Source organism: Methylocaldum szegediense, assembly GCF_949769195.1.
In the GTDB taxonomy this organism is placed as follows: Bacteria; Pseudomonadota; Gammaproteobacteria; order Methylococcales; family Methylococcaceae; genus Methylocaldum; species Methylocaldum szegediense.
In genome coordinates this window covers 4,444,388-4,462,302 of sequence record NZ_OX458333.1, presented here as the reverse complement: position 1 = coordinate 4,462,302, position 17,915 = coordinate 4,444,388, and the positions used below count along the sequence as shown (strand labels likewise).

Genomic DNA, 17,915 nt, shown 5'->3' with positions numbered 1-17,915 from the left:
TCCGATTCCTCAGCCGGTGGCCGATGAACGCTGCTCCAACAGCGCCAATTGTTCCTCGGAGAACTGCCGGTACTGGCGCTGCCATTCCGAGGGGCCGGCTACCTTGGTCACCTGCACCGCCGTAACCTTGTATTCCGGGCAATTGGTCGCCCAGTCGGAGTTGTCGGTAGTGATGACATTGGCGCCAGACTCCGGGAAGTGGAATGTGGTATACACCACGCCCGGCTGTACCCTTTCCGTAAGGGTAGCTCTCAGTACGGTCTCGCCAGACCGACTCTTGATACCGACCCAGTCGCCGTCTTTGATGCCGCGTTGTTCGGCGTCGTGGGGATGGATTTCCAGGCGATCCTCGGAATGCCAGACCGAATTCATGGTACGGCGCGTTTGAGCCCCGACGTTGTACTGCGACAGAATACGGCCCGTTGTAAGAATCAACGGATATCGGCTGCTCGTCCGCTCCTGGGTCGGGACATATTCCGTCAACAGGAAGCGTCCCTTGCCACGCACGAACTGGTCGACATGCATGGTTGGCGTGCCTTCCGGCGCTTTCTCGTTGCACGGCCACTGGATACTACCGAGTCGGTCAAGCTTTTCGTAACTGACTCCCGCGAAAGTCGGCACCAGTCGAGCAATCTCATCCATGATCTCGGATGGATGAGAATAGTTCATGGGGTAACCCAAGGCATTCGAAAGCATCTGGGTCACTTCCCAGTCCTCATAGCCGGCGAGCGGCGGCATCACCTTGCGCACCGGTGAAATGCGGCGTTCGGCATTGGTGAAAGTACCGTTCTTTTCAAGGAAGGATGCACCCGGCAGAAACACGTGAGCGAATTTGGCGGTTTCATTCAGGAATAAATCCTGCACCACTACGCACTCCATCGCCCGTAACGCGGCATGAACATGCTGAGTGTCAGGATCGGACTGAGCAATGTCTTCTCCTTCGCAATAAAGCCCTTTGAAACTGCCATCCAGAGCGGCAGCGAACATATTCGGGATGCGCAGGCCGGGCTCAGACTCCAAGGTCACGCCCCACGCCGCTTCGAACTGGGAGCGGGTCTCAAAATCGGAGATGTGACGATAGCCGGGGAGCTCGTGTGGGAAGGAACCCATATCGCAGGATCCCTGCACGTTGTTCTGACCACGCAAGGGATTCACGCCCACGCCTTCCCGGCCGATATTGCCGGTCGCCATTGCGAGGTTGGCGATAGCGATAACCGCAGTGGATCCTTGGCTGTGTTCGGTAACGCCAAGGCCGTAATAGATCGCGGCGTTACCTCCTGTCGCATAAAGCCTAGCCGCGGCACGTACCATCTCGGCCGGAACACCAGTGATCGACTCGGTCGCTTCGGGGGAGTTGCGCTCCGCGCTGACAAACGTCTTCCACTTTTCGTAAGACTCTCGCTCGCACCGCTCCAAAGCGAAGGTGTCATTCGTCAACCCCTCGGTGACGACCACATGAGCCAAGGCATTGAGCAGCGCGACATTGGTTCCGGGTCGCAGCTTCAAATGGTAATCGGCTTTCACATGCGGCGATTTCACCAGGTCGATATCGCGGGGATCAACCACGATCAGCTTGGCACCTTCCCGAATACGCCGTTTCATCCTCGAACCGAACACCGGGTGGCCGTCGGTGGTATTGGCACCGATCACCACGATGACGTCGGTCTTCATGATCGAATCGAAGGCTTGCGTACCGGCCGATTCGCCTAACGTCTGCTTGAGACCGTAACCCGTTGGCGAATGACAGACTCGGGCGCAGGTATCCACGTTGTTGTTACCGAACGCCGCACGCACTAGTTTCTGGACCAGATAGGTTTCCTCGTTGGTGCAACGGCTAGAAGTCAACGCACCCACCGAATAGCGACCGTACTTGGCCTGAATGCGCTTGAACTCGGAGGCGGCGTAGTTGATCGCTTCTTCCCAGGACACGACCTGCCAAGGATCGTGGATGCTTTTCCGGATCATCGGTGTCGTAATACGATCCTTGTGCGTTGCGTAACCGAAGGCGAATCGACCCTTGACACACGAATGGCCGTGATTCGCGTGACCATCCTTATTGGGCACCATGCGCACCACTTCGGCCCCCTTCATTTCTGCCTTGAACGAGCAGCCTACGCCGCAGTAGGCGCACGTGGTCACAATACTGTGTTCCGGCTGGCCCTTTTCTATGACTGTTTTTTCCATCAAGGTCGCCGTCGGACAGGCTTGCACACACGCACCGCAAGAAACACATTCGGACTCCATGAAGGACTGGTTCTGCCCCGGGGAAACCTTGGAGTCGAAGCCTCTCCCATCCAACGTCAAAGCGTAGGTGCCCTGCGTCTCTTCACAGGCGCGCACGCACCGGGAGCATACGATGCACTTAGCCGGATCGAAGGCGAAATAGGGATTGCTCGTGTCTTTTTCCGCCTTCAGATGGTTCTCACCCTCGTAGCCATAGCGCACTTCGCGGAGCCCCACGGCACCTGCCATATCCTGCAATTCGCAGTTGCCGTTGGCGGAACAGGTGAGACAATCCAGCGGATGATCGGAAATATACAATTCCATCACGCCGCGTCGCACCTTGGCCAACCGCTCGTTCTGGGTACAAACTTTCATGCCTTCCGCCACTGGCGTGGTGCAGGAGGCGGGCAGGCCGCGTGCGCCCTCAATCTGCACTAGACACAGCCGACAGGAGCCGAAAGGCTTCAAGCTATCGGTAGCGCACAGCTTCGGGATCTGGATGCCGATGCTCGCCGCAGCCCGAAGGACTGAGGTCCCTTCAGGTACGGTCACACTGAAACCATCGATTTCCAGGGTAACCATCTTGTCGGATTGGCTCGGAGGTGTGCCGAAGTCGTAATCGCGTAGTGCCATGGAATGACTCCTGAATCGTGATGTGCGCCGGGCGCACCTTGAGTTTAAGCCGCTCTTTCCGCCGCAGAAATGCCGAAGTCCTCGGGAAAATGGTTCAGAGCGCTCAATACCGGATACGGCGTCATGCCGCCCAAGGCACAGAGCGATCCGTTAAGCATGGTGTCGGACAAATCACGCAGAAGCGCAATATTCTTCTCTCGATCGACGCCCCGGATGATCTTGTCGATCACTTCTACGCCGCGGGTCGAACCAATTCTACAGGGCGTGCACTTACCGCAGGACTCGATGGCGCAGAATTCCATTCCGTACCGCGCCATTCGAGCCATGTCTACAGTGTCGTCGAAAGCGACGATACCACCATGACCCAGTACCGCCCAGATAGCCGAAAACGCTTCGTAGTCTAGCGGCGTGTCGAACTGCGACTCTGGCAGATAAGCACCGAGCGGTCCGCCTACCTGAACAGCCCGAATCGGTCGTCCGGTAGCAGAACCACCGCCATAGTCGTAGAGGACTTCGCGCAACGTGACGCCGAACGCTTTTTCAATCAGCCCTGGGTATTTGATATTGCCCGCCAACTGGATCGGCAGCGTGCCGCGCGAGCGGCCCATGCCGAAATCGCGGTAATATTCCCCGCCTTTATCGAGAATGATCGGCACCGAAGCCAACGAAATGACGTTGTTGATTACGGTCGGCCGCCCGAATAGGCCCTCGACGGCCGGCAGCGGAGGCTTGAAACGAACCAAACCGCGCTTGCCTTCCAGGCTCTCGAGCAAAGAGGTTTCTTCGCCGCACACATACGCGCCGGCACCTAAACGGACCTCGAGGTCGAAACTCTTACCGCTCCCCAGAATATCTTTTCCCAAGTAACCGGCACGATACGCCGCTCCGATCGCTTCGTTCAAAGCACGATGGGCGTGGGGATACTCAACGCGCAGGTAGATGTAGCCTTGCGTAGCCCCTACAGCCAGCCCCGCAATAGTCATGCCTTCGATCAGGACGAAGGGGTCACCCTCCATGATCATGCGATCGGAGAAAGTTCCCGAGTCGCCTTCGTCTGCGTTGCACACAATATATTTGGTATCAGAGACCGCATTCAGAACCGTGCGCCATTTGATGCCGGTCGGAAAAGCTGCGCCGCCGCGCCCGCGCAATCCCGACGTAGTGACTTCGTCGACGATGGCCGAGGGCGCCATCTCGAGCGCCCGACGCAGCCCGCGATAACCGTCGTGGGCCAGGTAGTCGTCAAGGCTGACCGGATCGGTGATACCGACTCGCGCAAAAGTCAATCGCTCTTGGTTTTTCAGATACCAAAGGTCGTCAGTCGGCCCGAGGCACAAGGGATGGGAGCCGCCCTGTAGGAAATCGGCCTCGAACAAGGACGGAACATCGCCAACACGCACCGGGCCGTACGCGATACGACCCCTATCGGTGACCACTTCCACCAATGGTTCCAGCCAATACAGACCGCGGGAACCGTTGCGAACCAAGTCGACTGAGATATTCCGTTTTGCCGCTTCGCCGCGAATGGCTGCGGCGACCCGCTCTGCACCCAATGACAATGCACTGGAATCTCGGGGAACGTAGACGGTCGTCATTTTGAATTAACCTGTCTGTATATTCTCAATAATGTGGTCGAACTCCTCGGCCGTCACGCGCCCATAGACGTCTTTGTCGATCATAATCGACGGCGAGCATGCACAGTTGCCGAGACAATATACAGGCTCCAGACTGAAAGCTCCGTCTTCGGTCGTTTCGTGGTAATCGATACCCAAGCGATGCTTCGCGTGGACTTCCAAAGCCTCGGACCCCATAGCCTGGCAGGACTCCGCTCGGCACAGATAGATCGTGTGTTTCCCGGGCGGTGTATCGCGGAAATAGTGGTAAAAACTGATTACGCCATGCACTTCGGCCCGAGAAAGATTCAGTTCCCCGGCGATCAATGGGACGCTATTCGGTGGGACGTAGCCAAGCGCATCCTGAATACCGTGTAAGATCGGCAACAAAGCACCCGGTTTATTCTTGTTGGAACGGATAATTTCTAGCACGCGCTCGCGGTCCCATTCGTGTTCTGCCATTTAAGCCTCGCTCAACCGTGTCCGCTTCCGAATATCAGTAAAGACACATAGCTTCGACAGTTATGCGCCTCTTTCTATTCATGCGGCATAAAAAAATCTTACAAATGCATTTTTAGCATATTCTTAGGCATGGGTGGTGACTTTGCAATAACTTTCTTGACTAAATCGCTAAGCTTTTAACCCACTCCAAACCAGGAATAAGCCTTGCTCCCCTCTGACTCGGCGACTATAGGAACGGACTACTTTTCGGGAGTAGGAGTACTGTCAGGGCGTGCCCTTCGCCAGCGACAAGGCCACTAACAAAGAGGCATCAAACGAACACAGGAAAGGCAGCCTGCCGTCATCAATAGACACCATGACTGGGGAACACTGCGCAAGGCGTCGATATGAGATTATACATATCACCCTACGAAATTGTCCCGCCATCCGGTGAGTCCGCTGGTGCGGGACCGTATACGGATCGATGTGGATCGAGCCAAAAGACTAAGACTCATTCAAGACTTACGTCCGGAATAAAACAGGACACGCGACCGACCTGATCATTCCCGAGTCCGACAGGAATTTGAGTAAACGTCCGGGTCATGTTCGGCTCAATCGCTCCTGGCAAAATAGCCTTCAGCGGCTCGAGAAGCTCAAACTCTTGGGAATATTGCAGGCAAACTACCTCGATTCCGCTGACCCGACGTGCGCTGCCGTTCCTGATCGAAAAATCGAAAAGCATCGTATGGTCCGCTGGCGTCAGAGTCCAGCTGAAGTCAACCAACTCGATCCGGCGCAAGACGTCACGTTTCATGCGTGCGTCGGATACCACTGGCGGCTGAACAGGTTGTTCTTGGGCACTTCCGACCGACACGCTCTCCGGCATCACCGCTTTTTCGATCTGGTCGGTCGAATCCACCTGCTGGCGGTCGCGGCTGCCGCTCTCGGCCATGCTTCCGTCCCGCTGCTGGGCAAACCATGTCCCTAACTGCCAGGCCACAATCGCAAGCAATATAGTCACGACCAGATAGACAAGCAGACGAACGTAATAGCGACGCCACGGCACTTCCGAATTGCCTCCTTCGAACTCACCCGGCTCGCCAGCCACCTCTGCTTCGCCTTCGTCGATCTTCGTTCGCTTTGTCGAACTGACACCACCGGCGACTACATCTGCAACGGTTTTCTTTTCCATTCCTTCGCCGCGCAAAACAGCCATCAAAGCATTTGGACCAGCCAACGTTATTCGAGTGTCCGACTCAATGCGGTGTTTCTCCAGAGCTTCCTGAAATGCGCGACAGGCTTCATCCAGATGTTTCAGAACATCCTTAATAAACTTTTCGTACAAGATCACCCGCACATTCTGATGAATCGGTACATCGATCCCGTCAAGAACCGTTGACAACGCGTTCAAAGTTGCGGAGGGACTCCAGGGCGCGGGTGGTAATAACTCGCGCGCTACTCCTACGACCTCGGCATACACTTCATTGAGATCATGAAGACTTTGACGGTGCTGGGATTCGACGTCCCGAATTCTACCTGCTAGATATTCGTCAAATGCGAAAGTCCGCCGGTAGCGTGGCATTTGACCGTTCTGTCGTTCACGCGCTTGGTCATTCGCCGCGGCCTCCTCGTTGGAGCCCTGCTGGTCCGAAAGCCGCAGGAAAGAGCGCTCCAATTCCTGGCCCAGGCTTTCCGAGACAATGTCTTGATCGAGATGAAGTGTCGTCCACACATCGGCTAGATGATCCTGCAGCACCGAATCGAAGTTATCTATAGCCTGAACGGCCGTCGCCAAATTCAGGTCGTCCAACATGTAACGAAAGCGATCTTGGATGCGGCGTACGAAGGTCGAGCGGTAAAGATCAAATAAGATCGAAAAATCCATTGCGATTTCTAGATCTTCAGTGTCGATGCGTTTTTCCCCATTTGGGCCGTCTTTATGCGACAAATGGATAACGAAGTGGGACTGGTTCCACTAAAATAATCGGCCGACGATTCATCGTTTCGACTCTATCCAATTCGAAATCCGCCCATGACCGACAACCGAAGTAACTCCGCCGATTCGAGCACCTATTCGACACCGCAAAACGGCTGCTCGCACCTACGTTCCATCCGCAGCTTTACTCTCCGCCAAGGTCGATTCACTGCGGCTCAACGAAGGGCGTTCGATACTCTTTGGCCGATATACGGCTTAAATATGGCCGATACGCTCCCGGATTATGGGCAGATTTTCGGTCGCAGCGCTCCTTTGCTCGTTGAAATCGGTTTCGGTAACGGCGAAACTTTGGCTCAACTCGCCAGCAATCAACCACAAACCAATTTCATAGGCATCGAGGTCCACCGGCCCGGTGTGGCACAGCTGCTGTCGCGCTTAAAAGAACGCGAATTGACCAATGTACGGATTTTTTGCGCCGACGCCGTCGAGGTCCTGACAACTCAGATCGCTGATGGCAGCCTCTCGGGAGTCAATTTGTTTTTCCCCGACCCTTGGCCCAAGAAGCGCCACCATAAGCGCCGACTGGTCACCCCGGGTTTCGCCAGTCTCGTAGCGAGGAAACTCAAATCCGGAGGAATTTTTCACGCCGCCACGGACTGGGAAGATTACGCGAGGCACATGCTGGATGTGCTTGAACAGTGTGAAAAGTTCGAAAATGTCGCCGGTAAGGCTAAGTTTTCGCCTCGCCCGGAACACCGGCCGTTGACCAAATTCGAGCGCCGCGGACGAGAGCTTGGACACGACGTCTGGGACTTGATGTTTGTCCGACGACACGATCTTTAACCCTTAACCCGCCACCGCCTCCGCTGGTTGAAACAAGTCCTCCTCAACTTCGGCCTCTGTTCGAGCCTCATCCAACTGTAGTGCCTGTCGTATCTCTACGAGTTCATCATATTGCTGCCGCAAAGGTTCCAAGGCATGAACGAGCGCCGCAATCTCCTGATCCAACGCATGGCTGGATTCATTGATCTTGCGCAACACATCCAATTTACTTTCGATCACGTGCTTGTGATCCCGGATCTGATGGATAAGCGGCGTTAGCGCCATGCCGGACCACGCCACCACATCCCTGTACGCCTGGAGGAAGAGTTCACGGGCGCGCGCGATGATCGTCGAGTAGAGCTTCACCACGACCATGCTCTGCTCCATCAACGTTGACGAGGCGCTGTCTCTGAAAGCTTCTCCCTGTTTAAATATCCGTTCCAACTCGATTTGATACTTCTTGAGTGAGAACGATGGCGCCTTCAGGTCGGCGAAACCGTGTTCTTCCTGGAATTTCCCGTATATCCCCTTCACCAGCCTCCGAGTTTCTTCGCTGATGGAAAGAGCCTTGACGAGCACCCCATTCAGCTCCTCAAGCACGGCGGCCATAGCGGCTTTCATCCCGATCGTCGTGAGACTCCCGGCCATTTGTCGCCGGGTACGCTTGATGATTTCATCGATCTTCTCTGGTGCTAAGGCTTCGGCCAATGATTTGATCTGCACCGCGAACACCCGTCGGCTGGCCTGAAACTGATTAACGCTGGACAGATAAGCGTTTTGCTGCTCCCTGGTTTCAACCATCAGCTGTTTTATCTTGTCCCGGTTATTGACATCCACATTGCGAAGATCGTTGATTTGCCGCTCGGCGTCAGCGATATGGGCCCGCAAGACGCTGGTTGACTCCTCGACCAACCGACCGACCTGCTGGGTAACTGACGCCATCAAGAGATTCTGCCTCTCCTTCACGACTTTTTCGGCGAGAAATTTTTCAAAAACGTCGAGCCGACTTCTTTGCAGGAGTACCTCATCGCCTTTCACCTTGGCGAGGAGGGCCTGCTTGGCCGTCAAAGGAAAGATCGAGCTCGGTTCGACCTCCAGGGTTCTGGCGACCGAGTCGACTTGTGACCGAATCGATTTTTCGATCACATCGTCTCCGTGTAAATCTCCCCACATCGAATCGATCTTATTCATGACCACGGCCAAACCAGTATTCTCCCGTCCTTGGCGCGAGCCCCGGACATGGTTGCACCACATGTCCATATCGCTCTTGGTCACGCCGGTATCCGCTGCGAGCACGAAGATGACCGCGTGCGCGCTAGGCAGCATGTGCAGGGTCAGCTCCGGCTCCGCCCCGAGCGCGTTGAGACCAGGTGTGTCGAGAATAGTCAACCCTTCTTTGAGGAGGTAATGTGGAAAGCTGATCAATGCATGACGCCAACACGGAATTTCCACGGTCTCCGGTGCTACGACCTGCCCCGGATGCATGTCCTCGTTGTACAGACCGAGTTTCTTCGCCTCTTCCAGCGGTACGCGCTTGGTCGCCGTCAACTCCTGAAACGCTTCCTGCATCTGCACCGGCGACGCACAATCGAGCTCAATCTGCATCCAGCTCTGGGGATGGCGTTTATACTCACTGAGCGATGTCTGGTTCAGACGACTCTCGATTGCCAACAATCGAATATAGGCGCCGCCTTCGGGATCGTAAAAAATCTCGGTCGGACACATCGTGGTCCTTCCCGGAGACGACGGCAGGAGACGAACGCCGGTATCTGAGAAAAACAAGGCGTTAATCAGTTCGGTCTTGCCTCGCGAAAATTCGGCCGCAAAGGCAAGCACAATCCGGTCCGAGCGCAAGCTGTCGAGCATGCCCAGAAGGGTTTCATTGACGGCATCGCTGTTCAATTCATACCGATCCAACCAGGAACGATATCGCTCAACCGCCTGGCTAATTTGCTCACGCCATTGGCCGTAGTCTCGCAGCTTGTCTTCTAAATGAATGATGCTCATCTCCGGCTCTCGATCCGATCGTCTATGGAATAAAGTGCAATTCTGGAGCAGTTGGGAGGAAGTTTAGACCAATTCAAGATTCAGTCCATTTTTGAAAGCTCGGTCCACCAGGCCGGCCAGAGTTTGGGCGCGCGGATTTCGAAGCGCTTATCCCTTCCGGTCTCGCCGGCCAGCAAAACCACATCTTTTTTGGCAACGCCGAAAACGTCCGCGAGAAACTCGATCAGGTACCGGTTCGCCTTGCCGTCGACGGGCGGTGCCTTGATGCGGATCTTGAGCCGATCGCCATGCAGGCCAACGACTTCGTCCTTGCCCGCGCGGGGCTGAATGTGGACGTTCAGCGTCAATGTCTGACCGTCCCAGGCATACCAGTCGCTCAAATCAGTTCAACAGGGTCGTTAGCTGCTGCAACGGTGGCAATACAAGCATCTTAGCGAGCTGTATGCCGATCAAAGGGATCAACGGTGACAAGTCGATACCGCCGATCGGGGGCAAAAGACGGCGGCCGAACCGAAGCAGCGGCTCGGTCAGACTGTAAAGCAAGGAAATAGCGGGGTTATACGTTCTGGGACTGACCCAACTCAACACAGCGCGAATGATGATGGCGAAAAAAAAGATATTGAACAGCAAATCCAGCAACTGTGCGAAAGCCCATACCGCCAACGCCGAGAACGTCAGGCTGGTATCCTGAAGCAAAAATATCAGATATCCGCCCAGCATCTGTAGCCCCAGCATCAAGACGAGTGAGGCGGTATCGACGCGGCCGATGGCGGGAATGAAGCGGCGCAATACACGCAGCGGTGGGTGTGTGATCTTAATCAGAAACTGCGAAATCGGATTGTAGTAGTCCGCATTCATCCACTGAAATAGAAACCGCAGCAATAAGGCGAAAATATAAAGGCTGAACAGCGTATCGATCAAAAAGATAGCGGGATTCACCAGAAAATCCGGAGACATCGTCACTCTCCCAGTTGCTTCGATAATTCCGCGGCCCGCGCATTTGCCGCCTTTATAGCCTCCAGCACCAGTCTGCGAAGGCTACCCCCCTCAAACACCTCTATTGCCTTCTCCGTTGTGCCACCGGGCGATGTGACCCGCCTTCGCAATTCGGCTGGCCCCTCGTCAGATTCGATAGCGATACGCGCCGCGCCCAGCGCCGTTTGCTGAGTAAGAAGACGCGCCGTGGTTTTGTCAAGGCCGAGCTCGGTCGCTGCATCCTCCATGGCCTCCATGAGCAGAAAAAAGTAAGCCGGCCCACTACCCGAAAGCGCTGTCACCGCGTCCAAGAGCTCCTCCCGTTCCACCCATACGGCGACGCCGACGGCACGGAGTATCGCTTCCGCCAAACTCTTCTGTGCCGGGCTTGTCCGATCATTTGCGTGCAACGCGGTAGCTCCCGTTTTCACCAGCGCCGGCGTATTCGGCATGCAGCGGACGATGCTCGCGTTGCCGCCCAGCCAACGATCCAGAGCGGTCTCGCGAACGCCGGCGGCGATGCTGATAATCAAAGGACGACCTTCCTGTACGGCAGCGGCGATTTCCCGAGCGACCGACTCAAGGATCTGCGGCTTGACCGCGAGTATTACCGTCTGGGACCGATCCACGACCGATCGGTTATTTTCGAACGTCTGGACGCCGAAACGCGTGGCCAAATCCTTCAATTTCGCGGTATCGACATCCGATACGACGATGTTTTCCGCCGGATATCCGTCCGAAATCAGACCACCGATCAGGCTGCCCGCCATATTTCCTGCGCCAATAAACCCCAAAGTCTGTGTTTTCATCTGTAATCATCTCCTACCGAACGGGCGCACTTGTAAACAACTCTATAGAGACTCCCTCAAAAACGTCCCCACAACCACTCTAGGCTGCACCATTTTTAGCGCTCCGAGGCGCCTTCGGCACCGAACGCAGCCACGTCTCGGCGCGGCCTCGGTCCGAACAGAGCGGTACCGACGCGGACCATGGTCGAGCCTTCCGTTATGGCTGCCTCAAGATCGTCGGACATCCCCATAGATAAGGTATCCAACCCCAAATCGCTAAGGCGTTCCGCGGCCTGTCGCAAGCTCCGAAACGATGCACGCTGGAGGTCGATCTCGTTTGTCGGTGCAGGAATGGCCATCAGTCCGCGAAAACGAAGCCTTGGCAATGCCGCAATCGCTTTGGCTAGTTCATCCAGTTCTTCGAAGGCAACGCCGGATTTCGTCGCTTCGCCGCTCACGTTAACCTGAATACAGACATTGAGCGGCGGCAGCTGTATGGGACGCTGATCGCTCAGACGCTCCGCAATCTTGATCCGGTCAACGCTATGCACCCACGAAAAATGCGCGGCGATCAGCTTGGTCTTGTTGGATTGAATGGGCCCGATGAAATGCCAGCCGATATCGAAATGGGCCAACTTTTCCTGCTTAGCAAGAGCCTCCTGAACATAATTCTCCCCGAACTCCCGCTGCCCACAATAATAAGCCGCGGCAATGGCCTCCGCTGGCTGGGTCTTGCTGACGGCGATCAAACGAACCGAGTCGCGGGGTCGGCCAGCGGCCGCCTCCGCGGACCGAATCCGGTCGCGCACCGCGTCCAGTCTCTGTTGTATCTGGCTCCTCATCGTGCTGATACGGTTGTCTATACTTGAGCGAAACGCAAGGGTATCGATCGACCAGAGCTTACACAAGAGTCAACACCAAGACACATCCATGGATATCGCCGAACTGCTCGCTTTTTCCGTCAAAAACAAGGCTTCCGATTTGCATTTGTCCGCCGGGCTTCCTCCCATGATCCGTGTGGATGGCGATATACGCCGGATTAACGTGCCGGCGCTCGACCACAAAGAGGTACACGCGCTGATCTACGACATCATGAACGACAAGCAGCGGCGTGATTACGAGGAGTTCCTGGAGACCGACTTTTCTTTCGAGCTCCCTGGAGTCGCGCGCTTTCGCGTCAACGCGTTCAATCAGGACCGGGGCGCGGCGGCGGTTTTTCGAACCATTCCGTCCAAGGTTTTGACATTGGAGGAATTGGGTTGCCCAAAATTTTTCCAGGAGGTCACCACGCATCCTCGCGGCCTGATCTTGGTCACCGGGCCCACGGGCTCAGGCAAATCGACGACTCTCGCCGCGATGATCGACCATATCAATTCGAATCAATACTCCCATATCTTGACGATCGAAGACCCCATCGAGTTCGTGCACACCAGCAAGAAATCGCTGATCAACCAACGAGAAGTTCACCGGGATACCTTGGGGTTCAACGAAGCCTTGCGCTCGGCTCTACGCGAAGACCCCGATGTGATTCTGGTCGGGGAAATGCGCGATCTGGAAACCATTCGTCTGGCGCTGACCGCCGCGGAAACCGGTCACCTCGTTTTCGGCACCCTGCACACCAACTCAGCAGCCAAAACCATAGACCGCATCATTGATGTATTCCCCGCCGCGGAAAAAGGCGTTATTCGGTCGATGCTGTCCGAGTCCTTGCAGGCCGTGATCGCCCAAACTCTGCTCAAGAAAAACGGCGGCGGACGCACGGCGGCCTGGGAAATCATGGTGGGCACTCCGGCGATTCGCAATCTCATACGCGAAGACAAGGTCGCACAGATGTATTCGGCCATACAAACCGGACGCAAGGACGGGATGCAAACCCTCGACCAGCACTTGCAAGAATTGGTCGAGAAAGGCGTCGTTGCACGCGCTACCGCGCGCGCCAAGGCGGTTAACAAAGCGGCATTCTGAAGCTGGGGAACAGGCTCGTGGATTTCGAATCCTTACTCATGCTGATGACGCAAAAAAAAGCGTCAGACCTTTTCATCATCACCAACAAAGAACCTTGCCTGAAGATCGACGGCGTCATTCAACCGATTTCAAATACCAAGCTGACGAAGGATCAGGCGCGGCAAATCGTCCTTGGGGTGATGAATCAGCGCCAGCGCGACGAGTTCGAGAACACTAAGGAGTGCAATTTCGCCATTTCATCGTCCGGGTTGGGGCGATTCCGTGTCAGCGCTTTCATCCAAAGAGACACTCCCGGAATGGTCCTGCGGCGGATCGAGACGAACATTCCGACGGTTGAAGAGCTCAATCTGCCCCCCATCCTGAATGAATTGGCGATGACCAAACGCGGTCTGATCCTGTTCGTCGGCGCGACCGGCACGGGAAAATCCACGTCCCTGGCCGCCATGATCAAATACCGCAACGAGCATTCGAGCGGCCATATCATCTCGATCGAAGACCCTCTGGAATACGTTCACCCGCATGCGGGTTGCATCATCACCCAGCGCGAAGTCGGCATTGATACAGAATCGTACGAAGTGGCGCTCAAAAACACCTTGCGGCAGGCGCCGGACGTCATTCTGATCGGGGAAATCCGAACCCGCGAAACGATGCAGCATGCGATCACCTTTGCCGAGACCGGCCATCTTTGCCTTAGTACCTTGCACGCCAACAATGCTAACCAGGCACTGGATCGCATTCTTCACTTTTTTCCCGAGGACATGCACCGGCAGCTGTTCATGGATCTTTCCTTGAATCTTCGAGCCATCATCGCGCAACAGCTCATTCGCCGAGCCGACGGCAAAGGCCGCTATCCGGCAGTGGAAATTCTCCTCAACACCCCGCTCGCCTCCGACCTCATCCGTAAAGGCGAGATCCATAAGCTGAAGGAGCTTATGAAACACTCGCGCGAACAGGGTATGCAGACCTTCGATCAAGCTTTGTACGATCTTTATAAAGCTGGGAAGATCACCTACGAGGACGCCTTACACGCCGCAGATTCGAAAAACGAAGTGCGGCTGATGATCAAGCTGGGCGAAGAAGGCAGCATCGAAAAATACTCGGGCCGCCACGACAATATGTTCATCTTAGATGACGATTGATGCCATCGGCCTCTCGCACAAATTCGACTCAAGCTTGAATCTCCGCATTTTCCGCTTATCCATTCCGGCCCGTCGAAATCCCGGCCGTCGCGGGCCGGGATTAGGCATGCGGACCCGCTTCTCGGTTTCCGCCCCGATCGGCACTAAGGCGTCCGGTTGGATTACCGTAATTTCAAGGACCTGTCACACCACACAGCCGCTTTCGGTATAATGCGCGGCACACTAAGCAATCGTCGTCTGAGCCAGCCCCCCGGTTAATGCTCGAGCCGAGCTGCCCTTTCTCCGCGTTTGTTGCTTTTCTCGACGGCTTGGTGCGCGGCGCATTTCTGACGAGATTGGCTGTTCAGGCAACGTGGTTCTTGGAGAAAATAAATGAATTGGTTGATTCTTGTCGGAATCGCCACTCTTGCTACCTTGCTGTTGCTCACAAGAGGCTCGTCGAAATCCGCCGAAAAGACGAGGAGATCCGGCTTCCGCAGGGAGGACTTTCTGTTCTCGGCAGAGGAAAGGGGTTTTTATTTCGCACTCAAGCAGGCCGTTGGCGACGATTATGAGATTTTCGGCAAGATTCCCGTCATCGAACTCATATCGCCGCGTGAGGACGAAACAAACCGCGGCGCGCGGAAAACGTTCGAGCAAGTCGCCGACCGATGCTTCGATTTCATCCTTTGCTCCAAAGCCGATCTGTCCATCGTGTGCGCATTGGAACTTTATGAACACGCCGTATCAGCAAGGCGGTCGAGAGCACCTGAAGATCCTTTGAGACCGATTTGTGACGCTGCGGGATTACCCTTGGTGCGCATAGAAGCCGGACCGTTCTACGATACGAACGAGATCAAACAAACTATTGCATCGTCTGTCCGCAAAGATCCCTTGTATCTGCCCGAACCCGACGGACGTAAAGAACCCCGTATCTCCATTATCGAGGATCTCGAGTTGTGAGCCACCCCGAAATTGTCCTCTTTGGCATCCGGAACTGCGACACCTGCAAGAAAGCCCGCGCCTGGCTCGATACACGCGGCGTGAGCTACCAGTTCCACGATTTTCGGGAGGATGGCCTGGAGCGCTCGATTCTCGAGGACCTCGAACACGCTGTGGGTTGGGAGCACCTTCTCAACCGCCGAAGCACAACCTGGCGCGAACTCTCCGATGAAGACCGGGCGCATCTGACTCGAGACAAGGCACTGCAGTTGATGCTTCAATTCCCCACACTGATCAAACGGCCAGTGTTGAAGGTGGGAAACAACATGTTCAGCGGTTTTTCGCCGGCGCTGTACGAGAAGGCGCTATGAGCCAGACTTTGGATTTGGCGATCGAACTGATTCGGCGTCCTTCGGTTACGCCTGACGATGCCGGTTGCATGGACCTGATCGCAGCCAAACTGGAGCCCTTCGGTTTCAAGACCGAATGGTTGAATTTCGACGACACGAGAAACATCTGGTCGAGGCGGGGCAGATCTGGACCTTTGCTCGTGTTCCTAGGTCATACCGACGTCGTGCCTGCCGGTCCTTTGGAAGATTGGCTATCGCCTCCGTTCGAGCCCGAGATCCGCGATGGCCAGCTATACGGAAGAGGGGCGGCGGATATGAAGAGCGGCATCGCCGCCATGACCACGGCGTTGACACGATTCGTAAGCCGCTACCCCGATCACAAAGGATCGATTGCCTTGCTGCTTACCAGCGACGAGGAAGGCGCAGCGACGAACGGCGTGGTCAAAGTCGTCGAGACCCTGCAAGAGCGTGACGAAAAAATCGACTGGTGTCTCATCGGTGAACCCTCCAGCTTCGCTACACTCGGGGACGTGATCCGCATCGGACGGCGCGGATCGCTGTCCGGCGTCCTGCGCGTATTCGGCGTGCAGGGCCATGTCGCCTATCCGGACAAAGCGGAAAATCCGATCCACCGTTTTGCGCCTGTACTTTCGGAATTGACCCACGAGGTCTGGGACCAGGGCAACGAATACTTTCCGCCCACCAGTTTCCAAATATCCAATATCCAGGCCGGCACCGGCGCCGAAAACGTGATTCCGGGACGACTCGAGGTCATGTTTAACTTCCGCTTTTCGACGGCGCTAACCGAAGATCGGATAAAGCAACGTGTTCACGCCATCTTGGACAAACACGGCTTGCGGTATGAGCTGAACTGGCGGTTGTCGGGCGCGCCCTTCCTGACGACCAAACCGGAACTCATCGACGCCGTTCAAAGAGCGCTCGAAATCGTTCTGAAGCGACGCGCCAGAATGGACACGGGAGGCGGCACCTCGGACGGCCGCTTCATTGCTCCGACTGGGGCCCAAGTGGTAGAACTTGGCCCTATTAACGGCAGTATCCACAAAGTCAACGAACACGTATCGATCGAGGATATCGACAAGCTCTCCGCGGTTTACGAGCAGATCCTCGTCAACCTGCTCGCTTCATAGCTTCATAAGGGACTCCATCATGGAACAAGATCTGCACTCGCCGCTGATCGATGCGGAATGGCTCGCCAAACGCCTTCATTCCGCGGACATCGTCATATTGGATGCCACCTTCTTCCTGCCGAACCAGGCACGCAACGCACAACAAGAATATGGCTCCGCCCATATTCCGGGAGCTCGATTCTTCGACATCGACGCCATAGCTGATCGCGACAATCCTCTACCGCACATGCTCCCCTCCCCCGAGTTCTTTGCCGCCTGCGTCGGTCAGTTGGGTATTGATAATCAGACCCATGTCGTCGTTTATGACAACAACAGCTTCATGGCGTCGGCCCGCGTATGGTGGACGTTCCGAGTGTTCGGTCATGACCGCGTGTCGGTGTTGGATGGTGGACTTCAATACTGGAAATCCAAGGGACTACCGCTCGATGCAAGCGCGGTGACCGCCGAACCCCGCTTTTTCAAGGCTTCCTTCAGGCCGAACCTGGTGCGGAATCTCGAGGAAATGAAGGTGCTCGTCGGGGACGTCGTGACCCAGATCATCGACGCCCGCTCACCCGGGCGGTTTGCCGGAACAGAGCCCGAACCTCGCCCTGGCATTCGCTCGGGCCATATTCCTGGAAGCAAGAATCTCTTTTTCAAGAAACTCATAGACGAAACCACACAACGCCTGAAGCCCGCTTCCGAAATTCGAAACGAGTTCGAGAATACCGGTATCGACCTCGAGAAACCGGTCGTTACTACCTGCGGAACAGGTGTGACCGCATCGGTGCTCGCGCTCGGCCTGTATTGCCTCGGTTGCGAGTCTGCGGCCGTCTACGATGGGTCTTGGACCGAATGGGGCGGGCTGAATGACACACCAATCAGCGTGTAAGCACACCGGATTTAAGACAACAGCCCCCTTTCTGACGCTGTTGTCACCTCGCGACGTGTAGCACTTAGGGACGGTAGGAAAAC

Annotated in this window: 16 protein-coding genes; 7 read left to right on the top strand and 9 right to left on the bottom strand. The window is 55.7% G+C overall.

Going from position 1 to position 17,915, the window contains the following annotated elements:
- Nucleotides 1–9: 9 nt before the first annotated feature.
- From fdhF to QEN43_RS19530, 4 genes are all read right to left on the bottom strand, one after another.
- Nucleotides 10–2,856, bottom strand: coding sequence for a formate dehydrogenase subunit alpha (gene fdhF, locus QEN43_RS19545; protein ID WP_026609921.1), 2,847 nt, complete (start codon nt 2,854–2,856; stop codon nt 10–12).
- A gap of 44 nt (nt 2,857–2,900) precedes the next feature.
- Nucleotides 2,901–4,451 (bottom strand): formate dehydrogenase beta subunit, encoded by a 1,551-nt coding sequence (locus QEN43_RS19540; RefSeq protein WP_026609920.1) that lies wholly within the window; start codon nt 4,449–4,451, stop codon nt 2,901–2,903.
- 6 nt (nt 4,452–4,457) lie between these two features.
- Nucleotides 4,458–4,931, bottom strand: coding sequence for a formate dehydrogenase subunit gamma (locus QEN43_RS19535; RefSeq protein WP_026609919.1), 474 nt, complete (start codon nt 4,929–4,931; stop codon nt 4,458–4,460).
- Nucleotides 4,932–5,421: 490 nt separating this feature from the next.
- Complete coding sequence (locus QEN43_RS19530) at nt 5,422–6,858, bottom strand: hypothetical protein (RefSeq protein WP_317963529.1); 1,437 nt, start codon at nt 6,856–6,858, stop codon at nt 5,422–5,424.
- Between the two features lie 249 nt (nt 6,859–7,107).
- Here QEN43_RS19530 and trmB point away from each other — a divergent pair, with 249 nt between their 5' ends.
- The gene (trmB, locus tag QEN43_RS19525; RefSeq protein WP_235726556.1) at nt 7,108–7,689 is read left to right on the top strand and encodes a tRNA (guanosine(46)-N7)-methyltransferase TrmB; all 582 of its coding nucleotides are present in this window, start codon (nt 7,108–7,110) and stop codon (nt 7,687–7,689) included.
- 3 nt (nt 7,690–7,692) lie between these two features.
- On the opposite strand, the gene QEN43_RS19520 is transcribed toward trmB, so the two are convergent.
- The 5 genes from QEN43_RS19520 to QEN43_RS19500 form a co-directional block, all read right to left on the bottom strand.
- Entirely contained in the window at nt 7,693–9,675 is a 1,983-nt protein-coding gene (locus QEN43_RS19520; RefSeq protein ID WP_051331556.1) for a dynamin family protein, read from the bottom strand.
- A gap of 80 nt (nt 9,676–9,755) precedes the next feature.
- On the bottom strand, nt 9,756–10,055 hold the full coding sequence (locus tag QEN43_RS19515) for a DUF167 family protein (RefSeq protein WP_026609917.1): 300 nt from the start codon (nt 10,053–10,055) through the stop codon (nt 9,756–9,758).
- Between the two features lies 1 nt (nt 10,056).
- Nucleotides 10,057–10,632, bottom strand: coding sequence for a YggT family protein (locus tag QEN43_RS19510; protein ID WP_026609916.1), 576 nt, complete (start codon nt 10,630–10,632; stop codon nt 10,057–10,059).
- Between the two features lie 2 nt (nt 10,633–10,634).
- The gene (gene proC, locus QEN43_RS19505) at nt 10,635–11,459 is read right to left on the bottom strand and encodes a pyrroline-5-carboxylate reductase (protein WP_026609915.1); all 825 of its coding nucleotides are present in this window, start codon (nt 11,457–11,459) and stop codon (nt 10,635–10,637) included.
- A gap of 95 nt (nt 11,460–11,554) precedes the next feature.
- A complete protein-coding gene (locus tag QEN43_RS19500) occupies nt 11,555–12,280 on the bottom strand; it encodes a YggS family pyridoxal phosphate-dependent enzyme (RefSeq protein ID WP_036268090.1) in 726 nt (241 codons plus the stop codon).
- An 88-nt stretch (nt 12,281–12,368) separates the two neighbouring features.
- On the opposite strand from QEN43_RS19500, the gene QEN43_RS19495 reads away from it, so the two are divergent.
- From QEN43_RS19495 to sseA, 6 genes are all read left to right on the top strand, one after another.
- Nucleotides 12,369–13,403 (top strand): type IV pilus twitching motility protein PilT, encoded by a 1,035-nt coding sequence (locus tag QEN43_RS19495; RefSeq protein WP_026609914.1) that lies wholly within the window; start codon nt 12,369–12,371, stop codon nt 13,401–13,403.
- Between the two features lie 17 nt (nt 13,404–13,420).
- Nucleotides 13,421–14,542, top strand: coding sequence for a PilT/PilU family type 4a pilus ATPase (locus QEN43_RS19490; protein ID WP_026609913.1), 1,122 nt, complete (start codon nt 13,421–13,423; stop codon nt 14,540–14,542).
- 372 nt (nt 14,543–14,914) lie between these two features.
- Nucleotides 14,915–15,484 (top strand): DUF2726 domain-containing protein, encoded by a 570-nt coding sequence (locus tag QEN43_RS19485; protein ID WP_026609912.1) that lies wholly within the window; start codon nt 14,915–14,917, stop codon nt 15,482–15,484.
- Nucleotides 15,481–15,834, top strand: a complete 354-nt coding sequence (locus tag QEN43_RS19480; RefSeq protein WP_026609911.1) for an ArsC family reductase — start codon at nt 15,481–15,483, stop codon at nt 15,832–15,834. The genes QEN43_RS19485 and QEN43_RS19480 overlap by 4 nt, the downstream gene beginning before the upstream one ends.
- Nucleotides 15,831–16,961, top strand: a complete 1,131-nt coding sequence (gene dapE, locus QEN43_RS19475; protein WP_026609910.1) for a succinyl-diaminopimelate desuccinylase — start codon at nt 15,831–15,833, stop codon at nt 16,959–16,961. The genes QEN43_RS19480 and dapE overlap by 4 nt, the downstream gene beginning before the upstream one ends.
- Before the next feature lie 19 nt (nt 16,962–16,980).
- Nucleotides 16,981–17,832 carry a 3-mercaptopyruvate sulfurtransferase gene (gene sseA, locus QEN43_RS19470; RefSeq protein WP_026609909.1) on the top strand — a complete coding sequence of 284 codons (852 nt, stop codon included), beginning with the start codon at nt 16,981–16,983 and terminating at the stop codon, nt 17,830–17,832.
- The last annotated feature ends 83 nt before the right edge of the window (nt 17,833–17,915 follow it).

Bases quoted from the DNA above. Each gene is read 5' to 3' on its own strand.
- QEN43_RS19520 (WP_051331556.1), bottom strand. From the start codon at position 9,675: ATGAGCATCATTCATTTAGAAGACAAGCTGCGAGACTACGGCCAATGG.
- QEN43_RS19535 (WP_026609919.1), bottom strand. From the start codon at position 4,931: ATGGCAGAACACGAATGGGACCGCGAGCGCGTGCTAGAAATTATCCGT.
- QEN43_RS19495 (WP_026609914.1), top strand. From the start codon at position 12,369: ATGGATATCGCCGAACTGCTCGCTTTTTCCGTCAAAAACAAGGCTTCC.
- QEN43_RS19510 (WP_026609916.1), bottom strand. From the start codon at position 10,632: ATGTCTCCGGATTTTCTGGTGAATCCCGCTATCTTTTTGATCGATACG.
- sseA (WP_026609909.1), top strand. From the start codon at position 16,981: ATGGAACAAGATCTGCACTCGCCGCTGATCGATGCGGAATGGCTCGCC.
- QEN43_RS19485 (WP_026609912.1), top strand. From the start codon at position 14,915: ATGAATTGGTTGATTCTTGTCGGAATCGCCACTCTTGCTACCTTGCTG.
- proC (WP_026609915.1), bottom strand. From the start codon at position 11,459: ATGAAAACACAGACTTTGGGGTTTATTGGCGCAGGAAATATGGCGGGC.
- trmB (WP_235726556.1), top strand. From the start codon at position 7,108: ATGGCCGATACGCTCCCGGATTATGGGCAGATTTTCGGTCGCAGCGCT.
- dapE (WP_026609910.1), top strand. From the start codon at position 15,831: ATGAGCCAGACTTTGGATTTGGCGATCGAACTGATTCGGCGTCCTTCG.
- QEN43_RS19500 (WP_036268090.1), bottom strand. From the start codon at position 12,280: ATGAGGAGCCAGATACAACAGAGACTGGACGCGGTGCGCGACCGGATT.
- fdhF (WP_026609921.1), bottom strand. From the start codon at position 2,856: ATGGCACTACGCGATTACGACTTCGGCACACCTCCGAGCCAATCCGAC.
- QEN43_RS19540 (WP_026609920.1), bottom strand. From the start codon at position 4,451: ATGACGACCGTCTACGTTCCCCGAGATTCCAGTGCATTGTCATTGGGT.